Source organism: Pseudomonas sp. NFACC04-2 (assembly GCF_900119265.1).
Lineage (GTDB): Bacteria > Pseudomonadota > Gammaproteobacteria > Pseudomonadales > Pseudomonadaceae > Aquipseudomonas > Aquipseudomonas fluorescens_AA.
Genome location: NZ_FPJC01000027.1, coordinates 35,672 through 52,822 on the forward strand (window position 1 = coordinate 35,672; position 17,151 = coordinate 52,822).

A 17,151-nucleotide genomic window follows, 5' to 3' on the forward strand; every position below is an offset into this window, starting at 1 on the left:
CATTGCCGGCGCCACAGCACTTTTCTGGAAACACCTATGCCCAACATTCTCCTGGTGGAAGACGACGCCGCACTCTCTGAACTGATCGCCAGTTACCTGGAGCGCAACGGCTATCAGGTCAGCGTCCTCAGCCGTGGTGATCATGTGCGTGAACGGGCACGGGTCGATCCGCCGGACCTGGTGATTCTCGACCTGATGCTGCCGGGGCTGGACGGCCTGCAGGTCTGCCGCCTGTTGCGGGCCGACTCCGCGACCTTGCCGATTCTGATGCTCACCGCCCGGGACGACAGTCACGACCAGGTCCTGGGCCTGGAAATGGGTGCCGACGACTACGTCACCAAACCGTGCGAGCCCCGGGTGTTGCTGGCGCGGGTGCGCACCTTGTTGCGCCGCAGCAGCCTCACCGAGCCGCAGTCGGCGAATGATCGTATCCTCATAGGCAACCTGTGCATCGACCTGTCCGAGCGCACGGTGACCTGGCGCGGGCAGGCGGTGGAATTGTCCAGCGGCGAATACAACCTGCTGGTGGTGCTGGCCCGGCATTCCGGCGAAGTGCTGAGCCGCGACCAGATCCTGCAGCGCTTGCGGGGTATCGAATTCAACGGCACCGACCGTTCGGTGGACGTGGCGATTTCCAAGTTGCGGCGCAAGTTCGACGACAACGCCGACGAAGCCCGCAAGATCAAGACCGTGTGGGGCAAGGGCTACCTGTTCAGCCGTTCCGAGTGGGAATGCTGAGCCGATGTGGAAGCTGCTGATCCGCCTGTACCTGGTCACCATCGTGTCCTATAGCGCGGCAATCTACCTGATGCCGGAACTGGTGATCCGCCTGTTCCACGAGCGTTTCGTGACCTACAACCTCGATTATTCCCGGGGCCTGCAAACCTTGTTGGTCAAGCAATTCCGCACCGTGCCCAGCGAACAGTGGCCGACGCTGGCGGCGCAGATGGACAAGGAATTCGACCCGCTGCGCATTCAACTGGCCGCCATTGATGACAACGGTTTCAGCGCCGAGGAGCAGGCGCGTCTCAAGCGTGGCGAGAATGTGGTTCGCCTTGGCGACTGGGCCTGGCGAACCCTGGCGGCGGCGCCGCTGGATGAGCGCACGGCGGTGAAGATGGTCGTGCCGCCGGACCCTGCCGATGTCAGCTGGTTGTACTGGAGCATCAACGTGTTGATCGGCGCGACGATGCTGGCCTGCCTGTTGCTCTGGTTGCGGCCCCACTGGCGCGACCTGGAACGCCTGCGGCGCACCGCCGAGCGTTTTGGCAAAGGTCATCTGGGGGAACGTACGCACATCGCCTCCAGTTCGAACATCGGCAGCCTGGCCCACGTGTTCGACACGATGGCAGGGGACATCGAGAACCTGCTCAACCAACAGCGGGATCTGCTCAACGCCGTGTCCCACGAACTGCGCACGCCCCTGACGCGGCTCGACTTCGGCTTGGCCCTGGCGCTGTCCGACGACCTGCCGGCACCCAGTCGCGAGCGCCTGCAAGGGCTGGTGGCGCACATTCGCGAGCTGGATGAGTTGGTGTTGGAGCTGCTGTCCTACAGCCGGTTGCAAAACCCGCAACGCTTGCCCGAACGGGTCGAAGTGGCACTGGATGAGTTTGTCGACAGCATCCTGGGCAGCGTCGACGAGGACCTGGCGGCGCCGGACGTGGTCATCGACGTGCTATTGCATGGGACGCTGGAGCGTTTTGTGCTGGACCCACGACTGACCGCACGGGCGTTGCAGAACCTGCTGCGCAATGCCATGCGTTATTGCGAAAAGCGCATCCAGATCGGCGTGCTGGTGGGTGATCAAGGCTGTGAGATCTGGGTCGACGACGACGGCATCGGCATTCCCGACAGCGAACGCGAGCGTGTGTTCGAGCCGTTCTACCGCCTGGACCGCAGCCGCGACCGCGCCACGGGCGGCTTTGGCCTCGGCCTGGCCATTAGCCGCCGGGCCCTGGAAGCCCAGGGCGGCACACTCACCGTCGAGGCCTCGCCACTGGGCGGGGCACGTTTCAGGCTATGGCTGCCAACACCACCCTGAATCCTGTGGCGAGGGAGCTTGCTCCCGCTGGACCGCGAAGCGGTCCCACGGCCCATTACCCAAACAACCCCGCTGCAATATTGATCGAAAACCCCAGGATCGCCGTGTTGAACACAAACCCGATCAACGACTGCGCCAGCACGATCTTGCGCAGCTGCCGGGTGGCGACCCCCACGTCGGAAGTCTGCACCGCGACTCCGATGGTGAAAGAGAAATACAGGAAATCCCAATAGTTGGGTGTGGTCAGCCCTTCGGCAAAGCGCAGCGCCGGCTCCTTGCCTTCCCAGGTGTAATACAGCCGTGCGTAGTGAACGCTGAAAATCACCCCGATCAGCAGCCATGAACCGATCACGGTCATTGCCGTGAAGCCGTAATGCAACAGCTTGCCAGCGGCTTGCAGGTCGCGGCTGCCGGCCAGCTCGAAGGTGATGGTCGCCAGGCTGGCCAATGCGGCGATGCAGACAGTCAGCAGCACCAGCCCGGCATTTTCATCTTCGATTTCGGCGATGCGCTTCACATCGGGCGCCTTGGCCCGCACGGTCAGCCAGAACATCAGCACCAGGTAGGTCCAGACCCCGGCATTCCAGCCGATCAGGATCTTGCTGATGATCGAGTCCACGGGAGCCAGGATACCCACCGCCAGGCCAAGGACCGTGGCGCTGGAAAGACGCGGATGAGTGCGGGCGAGGAAGGGCATGGAGGCTCACTGTCCGGAAAAGAGGTGCCTAGTATGAGCCATCAAGCGAAGGGGCGACCGTCTATCGCGCTGGATTCGATCAATTGCACGCCCGCTTCCTGCATCCGCCGGATCGCCGCCTTCATCGAGCCCTCCCTGTCAATGCCCCGGCAGGCGTCCAGCACCACAAATGCGTTGAACCCGGCCAGCCGGGCATCCAGTGCCGAAAACATCACGCAGAAATCCAGGGCCAGGCCCACCAGGTAGACGGTGTCGATGCCGCGTTCCTTGAGGTAGCCGGTCAAACCGGTCGGGGTCTGGTGGTCCGCTTCCAGGAAGGCCGAGTAGCTGTCAATGTCCGGGTTGCAGCCTTTGCGAATGATCAGCTTGGCATGGTCAAGCTTGAGCGCCGGGTGCAGCGCAGCACCGTGGCTGCCCTGTAGGCAGTGGTCGGGCCAGAGTGTTTGCTCGCCGTAGGGCAACTGGATGATGTCGAAAGGTTGCTTGCCCGGATGGCTGGAGGCAAACGAGGCGTGTCCGGTCGGGTGCCAGTCTTGCGCGAGGACGATGTGCCTGAATGATTGGCCGAGCTGGTTGATCAACGGCACGATCTCATCACCTCCTGGCACGGCCAATTGGCCGCCGGGGATGAAGTCGTTCTGTACATCGATCACCACGAGTGCGGTGGTCAAGGCTCGGTTGGCGGGAACGCCCATGGGGGGAATCCTCCTTGAATTGGTTCTTCGAGAGTAGCTGAACGGCTCGGGCCCCGTGTGCAGACTGACTCACCGCTATCGCGAGCAAGCCCGCTCCCACATTGGAGCTGCGGGGAACACATATGGATGGCTTCCAGAGAAAATCTCCCTGCTCGAGGTAGTGTCTTTCGTCGAAAATATTTCAGGTTTGATGGCTTTTTGATATTTGGTACGTGCGTCCCTGTCACGATTCAGTACAATCGCCGACCTCCAACCGGGCATGGAAGCAGTACGGCTCTTCTGTTACGAGAAAAAAACATGCTCATCGGCAGTTATTCCCCCGCCCTCGTTTCGATTTCCTTGTTTGTTGCCGTGCTGGCTTCCTACACCGCGCTGGATCTGGCCGGGCGTATCGCCACCGCCCAGGGGCGCGCCGCGCATTTTTGGATGACCGGGGGCGCGCTGGCGATGGGGGTGGGCATCTGGTCCATGCACTTCATCGGCATGCTGGCGTTCACCTTGCCGGTTGAGCTTGGCTACGATGTCCCGATCACCGCGCTGTCACTGCTGACCGCCATTCTTTCCAGCGGTTTTGCCCTGTGGCTGGTCAGTCAGCCGCGATTGCCGGCGTGGCAGTTGGCCTTCGGTGCGCTGATCATGGGTGCCGGGATCAGCGCCATGCATTACACCGGCATGGCCGCGCTGCGGATGCAGCCGGGCATCGATTACGACCCGACGCTGTTCGGGGCTTCGTTGGTGATTGCTGTCGGCGCGTCGGCGGCGGCGCTGTGGATTGCCTTTCGCCTGCGCCAGAACAGCCCCCACGTGCGTCTGGCTCGTGCGGGCGCCGCGGTGGTCATGGGCATCGCCATCGTCGGCATGCATTACACCGGCATGGCCGGGGCGCGGTTCAGCGAGGGCAGTTTCTGTGGTTCTCTGGACGGCTTGAGCGGCAAGGGCCTGGACAATCTGGTGTTGATCACCACCCTGGCGGTGTTGGCCATTGCCTTGCTGACGTCGATTCTCGATGCGCGCCTGGAAGCCCGCACCGCCGAGCTTGCCCAGTCCCTGACCCGGGCCAACCGGGAACTGACACAGTTGGCCCTGCACGACCCCCTCACCGGGCTGCCCAACCGTGTGCTGCTGGCCGACCGGATCGACCAGGCCATGCATCGGGTGCAAGAGCAGGGCGGCTGCTTCGCCTTGATGTTCATCGACCTCGATGGTTTCAAGCCGGTCAACGATGCCTTTGGTCACCACATGGGCGATTTGTTGCTGCGGGACGTGGCCCTGCGCTTGCGCGAAGACCTGCGCAGCCAGGACACCCTAGCGCGGATCGGTGGTGATGAGTTCGTGCTGCTGGTGCAACTGGCCGAGCCCGACGATGCCCTGCGACTGGCGGCACGCCAGGTCGGCTTGATCGGGCGCACGTTCCGGGTGTCTGAGCATGACTTGCAGATCTCCGCCAGCGTCGGCATCGCCCTTTATCCTGGCAACGGCCAGAGCGCTGAAGAGCTGCTGATGAACGCCGACGCGGCGATGTACCACGCCAAGGGCGCCGGCAAAAACGGCTACAGTTTTTTCGACGCCTCGATGAACAGCAACGCCCGCAAGCAATTGCAGCTGTTGCAAGACTTGCGCATGGCCGTCGAACAGCGACAGTTCAGCCTGCATTACCAGCCCAAGTTCGACGCGGCCAATGGCCGTCCGGTCGGGGCCGAAGCCTTGTTGCGCTGGACCCACCCGACCCAAGGCCTGTTGATGCCCGACACGTTCATCGACTTGGCGGAAAAGACCGGGTTGATCATCCCTATCGGCGAATGGGTGTTGAACGAAGCCTGCCGGCAGATGCGCGAATGGTACGTGCTCGGTTATACCGACTGGCGCATCGCGGTGAACCTCTCGGCTTTGCAGTTCTGCCACACCGGTTTGGTGCAGAGCGTGGCCAAGGCGTTGGAAACGCACAAGCTGCCGGCCAACAGCTTGACCCTGGAAATCACCGAAACCACCGCCATGAGCGATGCGGACGCGAGCATGACGGTGTTGCAACTGCTCTCGGACATGGGCGTGGATTTGTCCATCGACGACTTCGGCACCGGCTATTCGAGTCTGATGTACCTCAAGCGCCTGCCGGCCAACGAGCTGAAGATCGATCGCGGCTTCGTGCGGGACCTGGAGCACGACAGCGATGACGCGGCCATCGTTTCGGCCATCGTCGCCCTCGGCCAGGCCCTGGGCCTGCGGATCGTCGCCGAAGGCGTGGAGACCGACATGCAACAAGACTTCCTGACCCAGTTGGGCTGCGATTCGCTGCAGGGCTATCTGTTGGGCCATCCGCTGCCGGCCGAGCGTTTTCTGCAGGACATTCGCCAGGCGAAAACCGTGGCGATAGCCTGACCCCCTCAGGAGACGATATCGAACGCCGTGCTGCCCAGCCGCTCGCCGTTGACCAGCAGGTGCACGGCATGCCGGCCCGCGTAGTGTTTGCGAGTGGTCAGTTCGCGAATATGTTGCGAACGGCTGAGGTTGACGCGATCCTGGGCGGGCAGGTCGAAGGTCTTGAGTTTGAAGACCTTGGCCGAGGTGCCGCCCGAGGCTTTCACGTAGTCGACGGCGTAGTCGATCACCAGGCGCTGGCTCTGCCCGAGGGTTGATTGCACCGTGAAGGACAGCGTGACCTGTTCTCCCAAGCGAATCACCGCCGGCGTCACCTGCAAATCCAGCACCTGGACCTGCGCCTTGCCGCTGGCGCCGATGACCCCCAGCGCCCTGGGATTACCTTGTTTGATCAAGCTACGCAGCGCATGCCGGGCAATCCACGCGGTGTGGCGTTCTTGCAATGGCCAGCCTTCGATCTGGTCCAGCACCCAGTCCGGATGCTGCTTGGTGACGTCGTTGAGGTGGTTGGCCACGGATTTGCGCACATAGAGGCTCTCGTCGCCCTTGAGCGTGTCGAGGATCGCGGCGGCCAGGTCGGGGTTGGCCTGGATCGGTTCCAGGTGAAACGACCATGGCAGGCGCGGCCGGCTACCTTCGCTGGCCAGGCGACGCACGTGTTCGTTGGCGTCCAGGGCCCAGCCGTGCATGACCTTGAGGGTGCGTTCCAGGTCGTCCCGCAAGAAGTGCCGCACGGCGAACTCCGACGAGCCGAACCGAGTGAAATACTGGAGCGCGTCCAACGACATGTCGAAGTGATTGCGGCCGAAAGCCGCCACGTAGTGCGGCAGGAACATGCTGACAAACATGCTGTTCAGACGCGGGGCCAGGGCGCGCAGCACCTCCAGCGACGCTTCATAATCGAGGGGCAGCACGGCGTGCAGGCACTCGCTGACCCGGGCCATGCGCTGCATCACCGACAACTCGGCCAGCCCGTCTTTGGCCATGCGCAAGAACGCCTTGGCGTCGAAGGTCGGATACACCACGCGCATTTCGCTGGCAATGTGCTCCAGGCGGGCGCTGTTGAAGATTTCCTTGAGGGCAGGGGAGGCAGTGGTCGGGGTCGTCATGGCAGGGTCCGTCGTGCAGGGCTTGTCACTATATCCCGTGGCGAGGGCGCTTGCTCCCGCTCGGCTGCGTTGTAGGAGCTGCCGAAGGCTGCGATCTTTTGATCTTTCGCTTGGGATTCAAGTGTCTTGGGAAAGATCGCAGCCTCGTTGCACTCGACAGCTCCTACGAGCTCCTGCGAATTCCTACGAGCTTCTACGGTAAAAGGAATGATTTGCCGCCCGCGAAGTCCCAGATTCAGTCCCTCGAATAACTGGAGTTTTTTCTATGCGCAAACCCACCCTGATCGCCAGCCTGGTCCTGATTGCCAGCCTTGGAACAACCCTTGGGCCTGTTGCGCAAGCGGTCGAGAAAACCGGAGACGCCTTGGAGCATTCGCCGAGCAATGGTCGCAGGCTGGTGGAGAACGACCGCGTACCGGCGGACTACCAGCGCGCGGACAGGGCCATGAAAGACTGGAAACAGAAGAAGCTGGAACAGCCGTCAAACGAGCAGCAATGGGTGCAAATCGACGACAAGTACCTGCTGATCGAAACCGTGTCCGGCGCGATCGTGAAGATCGTGCCGGCCACACGTTAAATCTTCAGAGCACTTCGCCTTTGTCCCATAGGTGAACCAACTCGCCGGGTGCCCGGTCCTCGGGCACCTGCAGCACCATCTCGTCGTCCTGGTCGTTGGCGCGATAACGCACCTCGATCTGGAAAAACCGCTGGTCACCGCGCCCGGGGGTGGAGGAGGTCAGTGGTAGGCAGCCCTCCAGGACCGAACAGATGCGTGTGCGCTGGTCGAGGTCGCACTGGGCGAACTCGATTTCCCGTGGCCGGGTCAGCGCATGGATGGCGGCCACGCCGCCCTGGCGCGACAGCCGTACCACGGCTTTGTCGTCGAGGTCTGGAAGGGTTTTCATCAGCTCTCCTGTGTCAGGTCGACGCCGACCTGGGCCCAGCCGTTCTGTACCGCTTGCACTTCCCGCGTGCCGAAGCGCTGGCGGGCATGCTCGACGGTCAGGCGGGCGAAGGCGCTGAAGGACGCGTCATTGGCCAGTCTTCGGTCGCACAAGGTTTCATACCAGATCCGGCCGGCCTTTTCCCAGGCAAATCCGCCCAGCGTGGTCGCCACCAGATAAAAGGCCCGGTTGGGAATGCCGGAGTTGATGTGCACGCCACCATTGTCTTCACGGGTAATCACGAATTCGCGCATGTGCGCCGGTTGCGGGTCCTTGCCCAGCAGCGGGTCATCGTAGGCGCTGCCGGGGTTGGACATGCTGCGCAGGCCGTCGCCGTTGATCTTGTCGGTGAGCAGGTCGGCGCCGATCAGCCAGTCGGCCTGGTCGGCGGTTTGTTCGAGCACGAACTGCTTGACCAGCACACCGAACACGTCGGAGATGGACTCGTTCAGCGCACCGGACTGGTTGGCATAGATCAACCCGGCTTCGCTTTCGGTGACGCCATGGGCCAGTTCGTGGGCCACCACGTCCAGGGAGCGGGTGAAGCGCTGGAAAATTTCGCCGTCGCCGTCGCCGAACACCATCTGCGCGCCGTTCCAGAAGGCGTTTTCATAGCCTTGGCCGTAATGCACGCTGCCCACCAGGGCGAAGCCTTTGTTGTCGATGGAATCGCGCCCCAGGACCTTCCAGAAAAAATCGTAGGTGGCGCCCAGGGCATCGTAGGCCTCGTCCACGGCCGGGTCGCCACTGGCCTGCTGGCCTTCCAGGCGTACCGGCTGGCCGGGCAGTTCCATGCTGTTTTGGGCGTCGTGCACGCTGCGTTGCGGGTGTCCGGCCTTGCCGGGCTTGGGCAGCGCCGCCGTGACGGGCGGGGAGCTGGGTGGGCCAGGGTTGTGCCGCAGATTGCGCACGTGGGTCAAGGTGCCGAGGGCGCTGGAGCGTTGCTGTTCGGAACCGTGGGCGATGATGCGATTGAGGATGTACGGCGGAATGAAACTGTGGAACGGACGAGAGTCGATCATCAGAAAATCCTTATCTGAAATGCAGGGTCGATACCCATGTGAACCGAATAGGCCGTTGCGGTTCCCTGATGCATGGCAGACAACGTTTGCCATGCAGCCTGATTTCTGCGAAAACCCCGCGCCTGGATCACACGAGGGATACGCCATGAATGAAGAACTGCAAATCATCGACCTGCAACAGGGCGACGGCAAAAGCGTAGTCAAAGGTGCGCTGATCACCACCCAATACCGCGGCACCCTCGAAGACGGCACCGAATTCGATTCGTCCTACAGTCGCGGCAAACCCTTCCAATGCGTGATTGGCACCGGTCGCGTCATCAAGGGCTGGGACCTGGGCCTGATGGGCATGCAAGTCGGTGGCAAGCGCAAGTTGCTGGTGCCGGCCCACCTGGCCTACGGTGAACGGTCCATGGGCGCCCACATCAAGCCCAACGCCAACCTGATCTTTGAAATCGAGTTGCTGGAAGTGCTGACCCGGGACGAGTGAGGGCAGCAACCGATCGGTGCGCTTGTTCCATTGTGGAGTGAAATATGAACGCAGAACGTCATGACGTAGGCGTGTCCCAAGTGGCCGCCGCCATTGCCGAACCGGCTCGTACCCGGATGCTGTGTGCCTTGATGGACGGCCATGCCCGGACCAGCACCGAGTTGGCGAGCATCGCCGAGGTCAGTGCCTCCACCGCCAGTGCCCATCTGTCGAAACTCAAGGATCTGGCGTTGGTGCGTCTGCACATCCAGGGCCGGCATCGTTACTACAGCCTGGCGGACCCACGCGTCGCCCAGGCCCTCGAAGCACTGATGGTGATCGGCCAGAACGCCGCGCCGACCTTCACGCCGCGTACTCCGGATCGCCTGCAATTCGCCCGCACCTGCTACGACCACATGGCCGGCACCCTGGCGGTGCGGCTGCATGATCGGATGATCGAGGCTGGGTGGCTGGTGGAGGTGCCAGAACAGGGCTATCGGTTGAGTGAATCCGGCGTGGGGCTGTTCGAGGGCGTGGGCATTGACCTCCAGGTCGTCGCCGCGCAACGACGCCGGTTCGCTTGCCCCTGCCTGGACTGGAGCATGCGCCGTGCACACCTGGGCGGGGCCCTGGGGGCGGCGTTGCTGCAAGTGGCGATCAAGCGCAAGTGGGTGACCCAGGACCTGGATAGCCGGGCGCTGGGGTTGACGGCCAGGGGTCGTCGGGAGCTGGCGGGGCGGTTTGGGGTCAGTGCAGAGAGGGATGTCGAGCCCGCCATCGCGAGCAAGCTCGCTCCCACCATGGACCTGCGGCGAGCGCAGGATCGGTAGACAACGGATACCCCTGTGGGAGCGAGCTTGCTCGCGATAGCAGTATCAGCAGGCCCTCGCTATCCGGTCATATGTTGACGCCGATACTCATCCGGTGTAGTCCCCATCATTTTGCGAAACATGCTGATGAACGCCGAGGCGCTGCTGTAGCCCAGATCCAGGCCGATGGTTTCCACGGTCTGGCCACGTGCGAGCAAGGCAAGGGCTTCGATGACTTTCACGCGCTGGCGCCATTCCACCAATGACATGCCCAGGTCCCGTTGGGCCCGACGCATCAGCGTGCGTTCGGTGGTGTTGGCGGCGCGGGCCAGTTCCGGCAGTGAGCGCGGGTCGCCGGGATTGGCCTCCAAGGCCCGCAGCACAGGGCCCAGAAGCGGGTCATCGGAAGAGGGCAGGTAGCTGCCGACATGGGGCGCTTCGGTCAGTTTGTCCACCAGCACCTGCAACAGGCGTTGCTGCTGAGGCGTCTGTGGTTGGCTGGGCGGATCGCTGCGCAGCTCTTCCAGGAGGGCGCGGATCAGCGGGCTCAAGGTCAGCGCGCAGGGCTCGGCAGGCAGCGCACCGCACAGTTCGGCCGCCAGGTACAACGAACAGTGGCAAGCCTCATGCCGATTGAACCCTACATGTTCCATGTCCGGCGGCAACCAGATGCCATACTGCGGCGGGGCCAGATAATGGTACTGGGCGATCTCGATCTCCATCACCCCACTGTAGGAGTAGACGAATTCCCCCCAGGCATGTCGGTGCCGTGGGTAAGTGGCGTGTGCCGGCATGCAGGCACTTCGAAAGTAGATCGGCGCCGGCAGGGCCGTTTCGAACGGAGGCATCTTCAGGTGTTGGGCGTGGGACTGCATATCGACCGCTATGGCGGATTACCGGGATGGTTTGTCGGGTAATCACTATATCCAGCAAAGGTGTCAGGAACACACTCCTTTATCGATTCCCGCCCAAGGACCCCTCCCCATGACTCTCCGCCGCGCCCTGGATGGCCAAGTCTGTGCCCTGATGACCGGCCTTTGCGCCATTTGGGGTTTCCAGCAAGTCGCGATCAAGGCCAGCGCCGCCGACATGGCGCCGATGCTGCAACTGGGCGTGCGCTCGGCCATTGCCGCGGTGCTGGTCTGGCTGCTGATGCGGGTGCGCGGTGAACGCCTGTCCCTGGCCGACGGCAGTTGGCGGCCGGGCCTGCTGGTGGGCCTGCTGTTTGCCCTGGAGTTCGTGATGGTGGGCGAAGGCCTGCGGCATACGACGGCTTCGCACATGGTGATTTTCCTGTACACCGCACCGATGTTCGCCGCCCTCGGGTTGCACTGGAAACTGCCGAGCGAACGCCTCAAACCGGCGCAATGGCTGGGTATCGCCGTCGCATTCGCCGGGATCGTGGTGGCCTTCAGTGGTGGCTCGGGGGCGGCGAACGGCAGTTCATTGCTCGGTGACGGCATGGGGTTGTTGGCCGGTGCGCTATGGGGCGCGACCACGGTGACGGTCCGTTGTTCGCGATTGACGGATCTGCCCGCCAGCCAGACGCTGCTGTATCAATTGGTCGGCGCCGGGGTGCTGCTGATCGGGATGTCGGTGGCGTTGGCGCAAACGACGATCAACCCCACGCCGCAACTCATTGCCAGCCTGGCGTTCCAGGTGTTGCTGGTGTCCTTCGCCAGTTTTCTGATCTGGTTCTCGCTGCTGCGCCATTACCTGGCTTCGCAGTTGGGCGTGCTGTCGTTCATGACGCCGTTGTTCGGCATTGGCTTTGGTGTCTGGCTGCTGGACGAGCCGTTGGAGCCGAACTTTATCCTCGGCGCGGTCCTGGTGCTGGGCGGGATCTTGCTGGTCAGCGGTTACGGTTGGTTTCACCAGCGCTGGGGACGATGGCTGGTATTGCGTCGGGGGTAGCCGAAGCCGCCAGTAAAAAGCCCACCCTTGCCGAGGCAGGGGTGGGCTTTTTCATGCAGGCACTGAGCAGGCGGTTGCTTAGGTCAAACCTTGACGATCCAACCCGCTGGCGCTTCCACATCACCGGTCTGCACGCCGGTCAGCTCCTTGTAGAGCTTCTGGGTGATCGGGCCGACTTCGGTTTCGCTGTGGAACACGTGCAGCTTGTCCTTGTAGCTGATGCCGCCAATCGGGGTGATCACCGCGGCGGTACCGCAGGCGCCGGCTTCCTTGAAGTCCGACAGCTTGTCGATGAACACGTCGCCTTCGATCACTTCCAGGCCCAGGCGCGATTTGGCCAGTTCGATCAACGACAGACGGGTGATGCCCGGCAGGACCGAAGGGGATTTTGGGGTGACGAATTTGTTGTCGTGGGTGATGCCGAAGAAGTTGGCCGAGCCGACTTCCTCGATTTTCGAATGGGTCATCGGGTCCAGGTAGATGCAGTCGGCGAAACTGGCCTTCTTGGCCTGGGAGCCGGGCATCAGGCTGGCGGCATAGTTGCCACCGACCTTGGCCGCGCCAGTGCCTTGCGGGGCGGCGCGGTCGAAGCTGGAGATCAGGAAGTTGTGCGGGGTCAGGCCGCCCTTGAAGTAGGCGCCGACCGGAATGCAGAAAATCGAGAAGATGAACTCGGGTGCGGTGCGCACGCCGATGTTGTCACCCACGCCGATCACGAACGGGCGCAGGTACAGCGCGCCGCCGGTGCCATACGGCGGGATGAAGCGCTCGTTGGCGCGGACCACTTGCTTGCAGGCTTCGACGAACTGCTCGGTGTCGACGTGCGGCATCAGCAGGCGGGCGCAGCTACGCTGCATGCGGGCGGCGTTCTGGTCCGGGCGGAACAGGTTGATCGAGCCGTCCTTGCAGCGATAGGCCTTCAGGCCTTCGAAGCACTGCTGGCCGTAGTGCAGGGCGGTGGAGCCCTCGCTGATGTGCAGCACGTTGTCGTCGGTCAGGGTGCCGGCGTCCCAGGCGCCATCGCGCCAGTGCGACAGGTAGCGCTTGTCGGTCTTGATGTAGTCAAAGCCCAGTTTGTCCCAATTGATGCTCTCGTTACCCATGACACCCTCTATTTCTTAACAACCGTCGAAACGGTTCAAGGCTTCTGACGTTTTTTGGATGGGGACAACAATACTTCATTCCGGGGCTGTTTCGCAGCCCGCTCGACAAGGTGCAGACAGATAAATGATGGTGTTCTTGGAAATCGCGAGCAAGCTCGCTCCCACCTGAGATTGCGTTCCCATGAACGACCGTTATCACCTGTGGGAGCGAGCTTGCTCGCGATAGGGCCCTCACTCACACCATCAATTCTCCTGAATCACAGATGCAAAGCATGCCCCAGCGCCCGCAACGCCGCTTCCTGCACGGCCTCGCCCAGCGTCGGATGGGCGTGGATGGTGCCGGCGATGTCCTCCAGGCGCGCGCCCATTTCCAGGGACTGGCCGAATGCCGTGGACAGCTCCGACACGCCGACGCCGACCGCTTGCCAGCCCACGATCAGGTGATTGTCCCGGCGCGCCACGACCCGGACGAAACCGCTTTTCGATTCCAGGGTCATGGCTCGGCCGTTGGCAGCGAACGGGAAGCTCGAAACCAGGCAGTCCAGCCCGGCAGCCTTGGCCTCGTCCGGCGTCTTGCCGACCACCACAAGTTCCGGGTCGGTGAAGCACACCGCGGCGATGGCGGTCGGGTTGAATTCCCGATGCTGTCCGGCGATCAGCTCGGCGACCATTTCGCCTTGGGCCATGGCTCGGTGGGCGAGCATCGGTTCGCCGCTCAGGTCGCCGATGGCCCAGACGTTGTGCATGCTGGTCTGGCAGCGGTGGTCGATTTTCACTGCAGCACCGTTCATCGCCAAGTCCAACGCTTCGAGATTCCAACCTTGGCTATTGGGTTTGCGCCCGACCGCCACCAGCACTCGGTCGGTGTCCAGGTTCAGCGTGTCGCCATTGGGATCACGCACTTGCAAGGTGCTGGCCTGGGCATCGAACCCTTCGACGCTGTGCTTGAGGTACAGCTTCACGCCCAACTGCTTGAGTGCCTCGTGCACCGGTTGCGTCAGCTCGCCGTCGTAGGCTGGCAGGATCCGTTCCTGAGCCTCGACCACGCTGACCTCGGCGCCGAGCTTGCGATAGGCGATGCCCAACTCCAGGCCGATGTAGCCGCCGCCGACCACCACCAGGTGCTTGGGCACCGAGGTGGGGGCGAGGGCTTCGGTGGAGGAAATGATCGGCCCGCCCAGTGGCAGGATCGGCAGGTTGACGCTTTTCGAACCGGTGGCCAGCAGCAGGTGTTCGCATTGGATGCGGGTGTCACCGACCTCGACCGTCTTGCCATCGATCACCTTGGCCCAGCCATGAATGACCTGGACCTTGTGCTTTTTCAGCAATGCCGCGACGCCGGTGGTCAGGCGATCGACGATGCCGTCTTTCCATTCCACGCTCTTGCCGATCTCCAGCGTTGGCGCCGCCACCGTGATGCCCAAGGCTGAGCCTTGGCTGTGGTGGCGCGTCTGGTGAAACTGCTCGGCCACATGGATCAACGCCTTGGACGGGATGCAACCGATGTTCAGGCAGGTACCGCCCAACGCCTGGCCTTCCACCAGGATCGTCGAGATGCCCAACTGGCCGGCGCGGATCGCCGCCACATAGCCGCCGGGGCCGCCGCCGATGATCAGCAGCGTGGTGTTCAAAGTCTGTTGCATACCTTACTCCACGAACAGGGTGGCGGGTTGTTCGAGCAGGCCGCGCAGGGCCTGGATGAATTGCGCCGCGTCCATGCCGTCGACCACTCGGTGATCGAAAGAACTGGAGAGGTTCATCATCTTGCGGATCACGATCTGCCCCTTGATTACCATGGGCCGCTCGACGATTTTGTTCACGCCGACAATCGCCACTTCCGGCAGGTTCAGCACCGGTGTGCTGACGATGCCGCCGAGGGCACCGAGGCTGGTCAGGGTGATGGTCGAGCCGGACAGTTCCTCGCGACTGGCCTTGCCCGTGCGCGCGGCTGTCGCCAAGCGGGCGATTTCCGCCGCGCTGTCCCACAGGGTACGGGCTTCGGCGTGACGCACCACCGGCACCATCAGGCCAACGTCACTCTGGGTGGCGACGCCCACATGCACCGCGCCTGAGCGATTGATGACCTGGGCTTCATCGTCGTAGCGGGCATTCATCTGCGGAAAGTCCCGCAGGGCCACGACCAGCGCGCGGACCAGGAACGGCAGCAAGGTCAGCTTGCCGCGACTGGCGCCGTGTTTTTCATTCAAGTGAACCCGCAGCTCTTCCAGGGCCGTGACGTCGATTTCCTCGACGTAGCTGAAATGAGCCGCGCGTTGGGTCGCTTCCTGCATGCGCTGGGCAATCTTGCGGCGCATGCCGATCACCGGGATCTGCTGTTCGTCGTGGCGTTCGGCATAACCCGAACCACCCTTGGCCTGGGACGACGGTCCCTGGGCCAGATAGGCTTCGAGGTCTTCGTGCAGGACCCGTCCGGCCGGGCCGCTGCCCTGGACCAGGCGCAATTGAATACCCAGGTCCAGCGCGTGTTTGCGCACGGCCGGCGAGGCCAGTGGACGCTCGTCGGGGTCACGGGCCACCGGGGTTTGCGGCGCCGGGCGAGGGACGGCGGTCTTCTCCAGCACCGGTTCACGCGTGGCCACTGGCGCCGGCTTCGGCGCCTGCGCTGTCGCCACTGGCGCCGGTTGTGCCGACTCTTTCAAATTACCCGCACCTTCGACTTCAATGCGGATCAGTTCGCTGCCCACCGCCATGACTTCACCCGGCTCGCCACCCAGGGCGATGACCCGGCCATGCACCGGCGAAGGGATGTCCACCATCGCCTTGTCGGTCATGACATCGGCCAGCACCTGGTCTTCGACCACCATGTCGCCGACCTTGACGTGCCACACCGACAGTTCCACTTCCGCGATGCCTTCGCCGATGTCCGGCATCTTGATAACGTGCGTGCCCATTCAGACCTCCATGACCCGTTTCAACGCCGCGCCCACTCGGGACGGCCCAGGGAAATACGCCCACTCCTGCGCGTGCGGGTAGGGGGTGTCCCAACCGGTGACACGCTCGATGGGCGCTTCCAGGTGGTGGAAGCAGTGTTCTTGCACCAACGACACCAGTTCGGCGCCGAAACCGCAGGTGCGGGTGGCTTCGTGGACAACCACGCAGCGGCCGGTTTTCTTCACGGATTTGACGATGGTTTCAAGGTCCAGCGGCCAAAGGCTGCGCAGGTCGATGACTTCGGCGTCGATGCCGGTTTCTTCGGCCGCCACTTGAGAGACGTAGACCGTGGTGCCGTAGGTGAGAACCGTCACGTCCTTGCCCGGACGGGTGATGGCGGCGACGTCCAGAGGCACGGTGTAGTAACCGTCCGGCACCTGGGCCGAGGGGTGTTTCGACCACGGTGTTACCGGGCGGTCGTGGTGGCCGTCGAACGGGCCGTTATACAGGCGCTTGGGTTCGAGGAAGATCACCGGGTCATCGTTTTCGATGGAGGCGATCAGCAAGCCCTTGGCGTCGTAGGGGTTGGACGGCATCACGGTGCGCAGGCCGCAGACCTGGGTGAACATCGCCTCGATGCTCTGGCTGTGGGTCTGGCCGCCGTAGATGCCGCCGCCGCAGGGCATGCGCAGGGTCATCGGCGCGGTGAACTCGCCGGCCGAGCGATAGCGCAGGCGCGCCGCCTCGGAAATGATCTGGTCCGATGCCGGGTAGACGTAGTCGGCGAACTGGATCTCGGCCACCGGCCGCAGCCCGTAGGCGCCCATGCCCACCGCCACGCCGACGATGCCGCTTTCGGAAATCGGTGCGTCGAACACCCGCGAGGTGCCGTATTTGTTCTGCAGGCCTTCGGTGCAGCGGAACACGCCGCCGAAGTAGCCCACGTCTTGGCCGAACACCACGACGTTGTCGTCGCGCTCGAGCATCACGTCCATGGCCGAGCGCAGGGCCTGGATCATGGTCATGGTGGTAGTGGTCATGGCGGTATCCAGCGCAATATTGGTGTTGTGATCGTTCATG

17 protein-coding genes are annotated in these 17,151 nt (G+C 63.1%); 7 read left to right on the top strand and 10 right to left on the bottom strand.

Annotated features, from left to right (window positions below; genetic code table 11):
• Window positions 1-36: 36 nt before the first annotated feature.
• Both BT125_RS25460 and BT125_RS25465 read left to right on the top strand, forming a co-directional pair.
• Window positions 37-738: a response regulator gene (locus BT125_RS25460; protein WP_072411561.1), complete on the top strand. Its 702-nt coding sequence runs from the start codon at window positions 37-39 to the stop codon at window positions 736-738.
• Window positions 739-742: 4 nt separating this feature from the next.
• Complete coding sequence (locus BT125_RS25465) at window positions 743-2,044, top strand: ATP-binding protein (RefSeq protein ID WP_072411563.1); 1,302 nt, start codon at window positions 743-745, stop codon at window positions 2,042-2,044.
• Window positions 2,045-2,099: 55 nt separating this feature from the next.
• On the opposite strand, the gene BT125_RS25470 is transcribed toward BT125_RS25465, so the two are convergent.
• Together BT125_RS25470 and pncA are read right to left on the bottom strand one after the other, a co-directional pair.
• Window positions 2,100-2,741, bottom strand: a complete 642-nt coding sequence (locus tag BT125_RS25470; RefSeq protein WP_072411565.1) for a DUF1345 domain-containing protein — start codon at window positions 2,739-2,741, stop codon at window positions 2,100-2,102.
• A gap of 41 nt (window positions 2,742-2,782) precedes the next feature.
• Window positions 2,783-3,436: a bifunctional nicotinamidase/pyrazinamidase gene (pncA, locus tag BT125_RS25475; RefSeq protein WP_072411567.1), complete on the bottom strand. Its 654-nt coding sequence runs from the start codon at window positions 3,434-3,436 to the stop codon at window positions 2,783-2,785.
• A gap of 297 nt (window positions 3,437-3,733) precedes the next feature.
• Here pncA and BT125_RS25480 point away from each other — a divergent pair, with 297 nt between their 5' ends.
• Window positions 3,734-5,812: a putative bifunctional diguanylate cyclase/phosphodiesterase gene (locus BT125_RS25480; protein ID WP_072411569.1), complete on the top strand. Its 2,079-nt coding sequence runs from the start codon at window positions 3,734-3,736 to the stop codon at window positions 5,810-5,812.
• Between the two features lie 5 nt (window positions 5,813-5,817).
• Here the strand turns inward: BT125_RS25480 and BT125_RS25485 are convergent, their stop codons facing one another.
• Window positions 5,818-6,921, bottom strand: a complete 1,104-nt coding sequence (locus BT125_RS25485) for a DNA alkylation repair protein (RefSeq protein ID WP_072411571.1) — start codon at window positions 6,919-6,921, stop codon at window positions 5,818-5,820.
• Between the two features lie 265 nt (window positions 6,922-7,186).
• On the opposite strand from BT125_RS25485, the gene BT125_RS25490 reads away from it, so the two are divergent.
• Window positions 7,187-7,498 carry an RcnB family protein gene (locus tag BT125_RS25490; RefSeq protein ID WP_072411573.1) on the top strand — a complete coding sequence of 104 codons (312 nt, stop codon included), beginning with the start codon at window positions 7,187-7,189 and terminating at the stop codon, window positions 7,496-7,498.
• A gap of 4 nt (window positions 7,499-7,502) precedes the next feature.
• Here the strand turns inward: BT125_RS25490 and BT125_RS25495 are convergent, their stop codons facing one another.
• Both BT125_RS25495 and BT125_RS25500 read right to left on the bottom strand, forming a co-directional pair.
• Window positions 7,503-7,826, bottom strand: a complete 324-nt coding sequence (locus BT125_RS25495) for a protealysin inhibitor emfourin (RefSeq protein ID WP_053122893.1) — start codon at window positions 7,824-7,826, stop codon at window positions 7,503-7,505.
• Window positions 7,826-8,887: a M4 family metallopeptidase gene (locus BT125_RS25500; RefSeq protein WP_072411575.1), complete on the bottom strand. Its 1,062-nt coding sequence runs from the start codon at window positions 8,885-8,887 to the stop codon at window positions 7,826-7,828. The genes BT125_RS25495 and BT125_RS25500 overlap by 1 nt, the downstream gene beginning before the upstream one ends.
• A gap of 145 nt (window positions 8,888-9,032) precedes the next feature.
• Here BT125_RS25500 and BT125_RS25505 point away from each other — a divergent pair, with 145 nt between their 5' ends.
• A complete protein-coding gene (locus tag BT125_RS25505) occupies window positions 9,033-9,374 on the top strand; it encodes an FKBP-type peptidyl-prolyl cis-trans isomerase (protein WP_072411577.1) in 342 nt (113 codons plus the stop codon).
• 44 nt (window positions 9,375-9,418) lie between these two features.
• A complete protein-coding gene (locus BT125_RS25510; RefSeq protein WP_072411579.1) occupies window positions 9,419-10,183 on the top strand; it encodes an ArsR/SmtB family transcription factor in 765 nt (254 codons plus the stop codon).
• Window positions 10,184-10,242: 59 nt separating this feature from the next.
• Here BT125_RS25510 and BT125_RS25515 read toward each other — a convergent pair whose 3' ends face one another.
• The gene (locus BT125_RS25515; protein WP_072411581.1) at window positions 10,243-11,037 is read right to left on the bottom strand and encodes an AraC family transcriptional regulator; all 795 of its coding nucleotides are present in this window, start codon (window positions 11,035-11,037) and stop codon (window positions 10,243-10,245) included.
• 109 nt (window positions 11,038-11,146) lie between these two features.
• Between BT125_RS25515 and BT125_RS25520 the strand changes: the two genes are divergently transcribed.
• Entirely contained in the window at window positions 11,147-12,076 is a 930-nt protein-coding gene (locus tag BT125_RS25520; protein WP_072411583.1) for a DMT family transporter, read from the top strand.
• An 83-nt stretch (window positions 12,077-12,159) separates the two neighbouring features.
• Here the strand turns inward: BT125_RS25520 and BT125_RS25525 are convergent, their stop codons facing one another.
• The 4 genes from BT125_RS25525 to BT125_RS25540 form a co-directional block, all read right to left on the bottom strand.
• Entirely contained in the window at window positions 12,160-13,179 is a 1,020-nt protein-coding gene (locus BT125_RS25525; RefSeq protein WP_072411585.1) for a branched-chain amino acid aminotransferase, read from the bottom strand.
• A gap of 257 nt (window positions 13,180-13,436) precedes the next feature.
• Window positions 13,437-14,822, bottom strand: a complete 1,386-nt coding sequence (gene lpdA / locus BT125_RS25530; RefSeq protein ID WP_072411587.1) for a dihydrolipoyl dehydrogenase — start codon at window positions 14,820-14,822, stop codon at window positions 13,437-13,439.
• A 3-nt stretch (window positions 14,823-14,825) separates the two neighbouring features.
• On the bottom strand, window positions 14,826-16,091 hold the full coding sequence (locus BT125_RS25535) for a dihydrolipoamide acetyltransferase family protein (RefSeq protein WP_072411589.1): 1,266 nt from the start codon (window positions 16,089-16,091) through the stop codon (window positions 14,826-14,828).
• On the bottom strand, window positions 16,092-17,150 hold the full coding sequence (locus BT125_RS25540) for an alpha-ketoacid dehydrogenase subunit beta (protein ID WP_072411590.1): 1,059 nt from the start codon (window positions 17,148-17,150) through the stop codon (window positions 16,092-16,094).
• Window position 17,151: the final 1 nt, after the last annotated feature.

Excerpts from the sequence above, each read along its gene's own strand:
- BT125_RS25460 (WP_072411561.1), top strand. The coding sequence starts at position 37 with ATGCCCAACATTCTCCTGGTGGAAGACGACGCCGCACTCTCTGAACTG.
- BT125_RS25465 (WP_072411563.1), top strand. The coding sequence starts at position 743 with ATGTGGAAGCTGCTGATCCGCCTGTACCTGGTCACCATCGTGTCCTAT.
- BT125_RS25470 (WP_072411565.1), bottom strand. The coding sequence starts at position 2,741 with ATGCCCTTCCTCGCCCGCACTCATCCGCGTCTTTCCAGCGCCACGGTC.
- pncA (WP_072411567.1), bottom strand. The coding sequence starts at position 3,436 with ATGGGCGTTCCCGCCAACCGAGCCTTGACCACCGCACTCGTGGTGATC.
- BT125_RS25480 (WP_072411569.1), top strand. The coding sequence starts at position 3,734 with ATGCTCATCGGCAGTTATTCCCCCGCCCTCGTTTCGATTTCCTTGTTT.
- BT125_RS25485 (WP_072411571.1), bottom strand. The coding sequence starts at position 6,921 with ATGACGACCCCGACCACTGCCTCCCCTGCCCTCAAGGAAATCTTCAAC.
- BT125_RS25490 (WP_072411573.1), top strand. The coding sequence starts at position 7,187 with ATGCGCAAACCCACCCTGATCGCCAGCCTGGTCCTGATTGCCAGCCTT.
- BT125_RS25495 (WP_053122893.1), bottom strand. The coding sequence starts at position 7,826 with ATGAAAACCCTTCCAGACCTCGACGACAAAGCCGTGGTACGGCTGTCG.
- BT125_RS25500 (WP_072411575.1), bottom strand. The coding sequence starts at position 8,887 with ATGATCGACTCTCGTCCGTTCCACAGTTTCATTCCGCCGTACATCCTC.
- BT125_RS25505 (WP_072411577.1), top strand. The coding sequence starts at position 9,033 with ATGAATGAAGAACTGCAAATCATCGACCTGCAACAGGGCGACGGCAAA.
- BT125_RS25510 (WP_072411579.1), top strand. The coding sequence starts at position 9,419 with ATGAACGCAGAACGTCATGACGTAGGCGTGTCCCAAGTGGCCGCCGCC.
- BT125_RS25515 (WP_072411581.1), bottom strand. The coding sequence starts at position 11,037 with ATGCAGTCCCACGCCCAACACCTGAAGATGCCTCCGTTCGAAACGGCC.
- BT125_RS25520 (WP_072411583.1), top strand. The coding sequence starts at position 11,147 with ATGACTCTCCGCCGCGCCCTGGATGGCCAAGTCTGTGCCCTGATGACC.
- BT125_RS25525 (WP_072411585.1), bottom strand. The coding sequence starts at position 13,179 with ATGGGTAACGAGAGCATCAATTGGGACAAACTGGGCTTTGACTACATC.
- lpdA (WP_072411587.1), bottom strand. The coding sequence starts at position 14,822 with ATGCAACAGACTTTGAACACCACGCTGCTGATCATCGGCGGCGGCCCC.
- BT125_RS25535 (WP_072411589.1), bottom strand. The coding sequence starts at position 16,091 with ATGGGCACGCACGTTATCAAGATGCCGGACATCGGCGAAGGCATCGCG.
- BT125_RS25540 (WP_072411590.1), bottom strand. The coding sequence starts at position 17,150 with ATGAACGATCACAACACCAATATTGCGCTGGATACCGCCATGACCACT.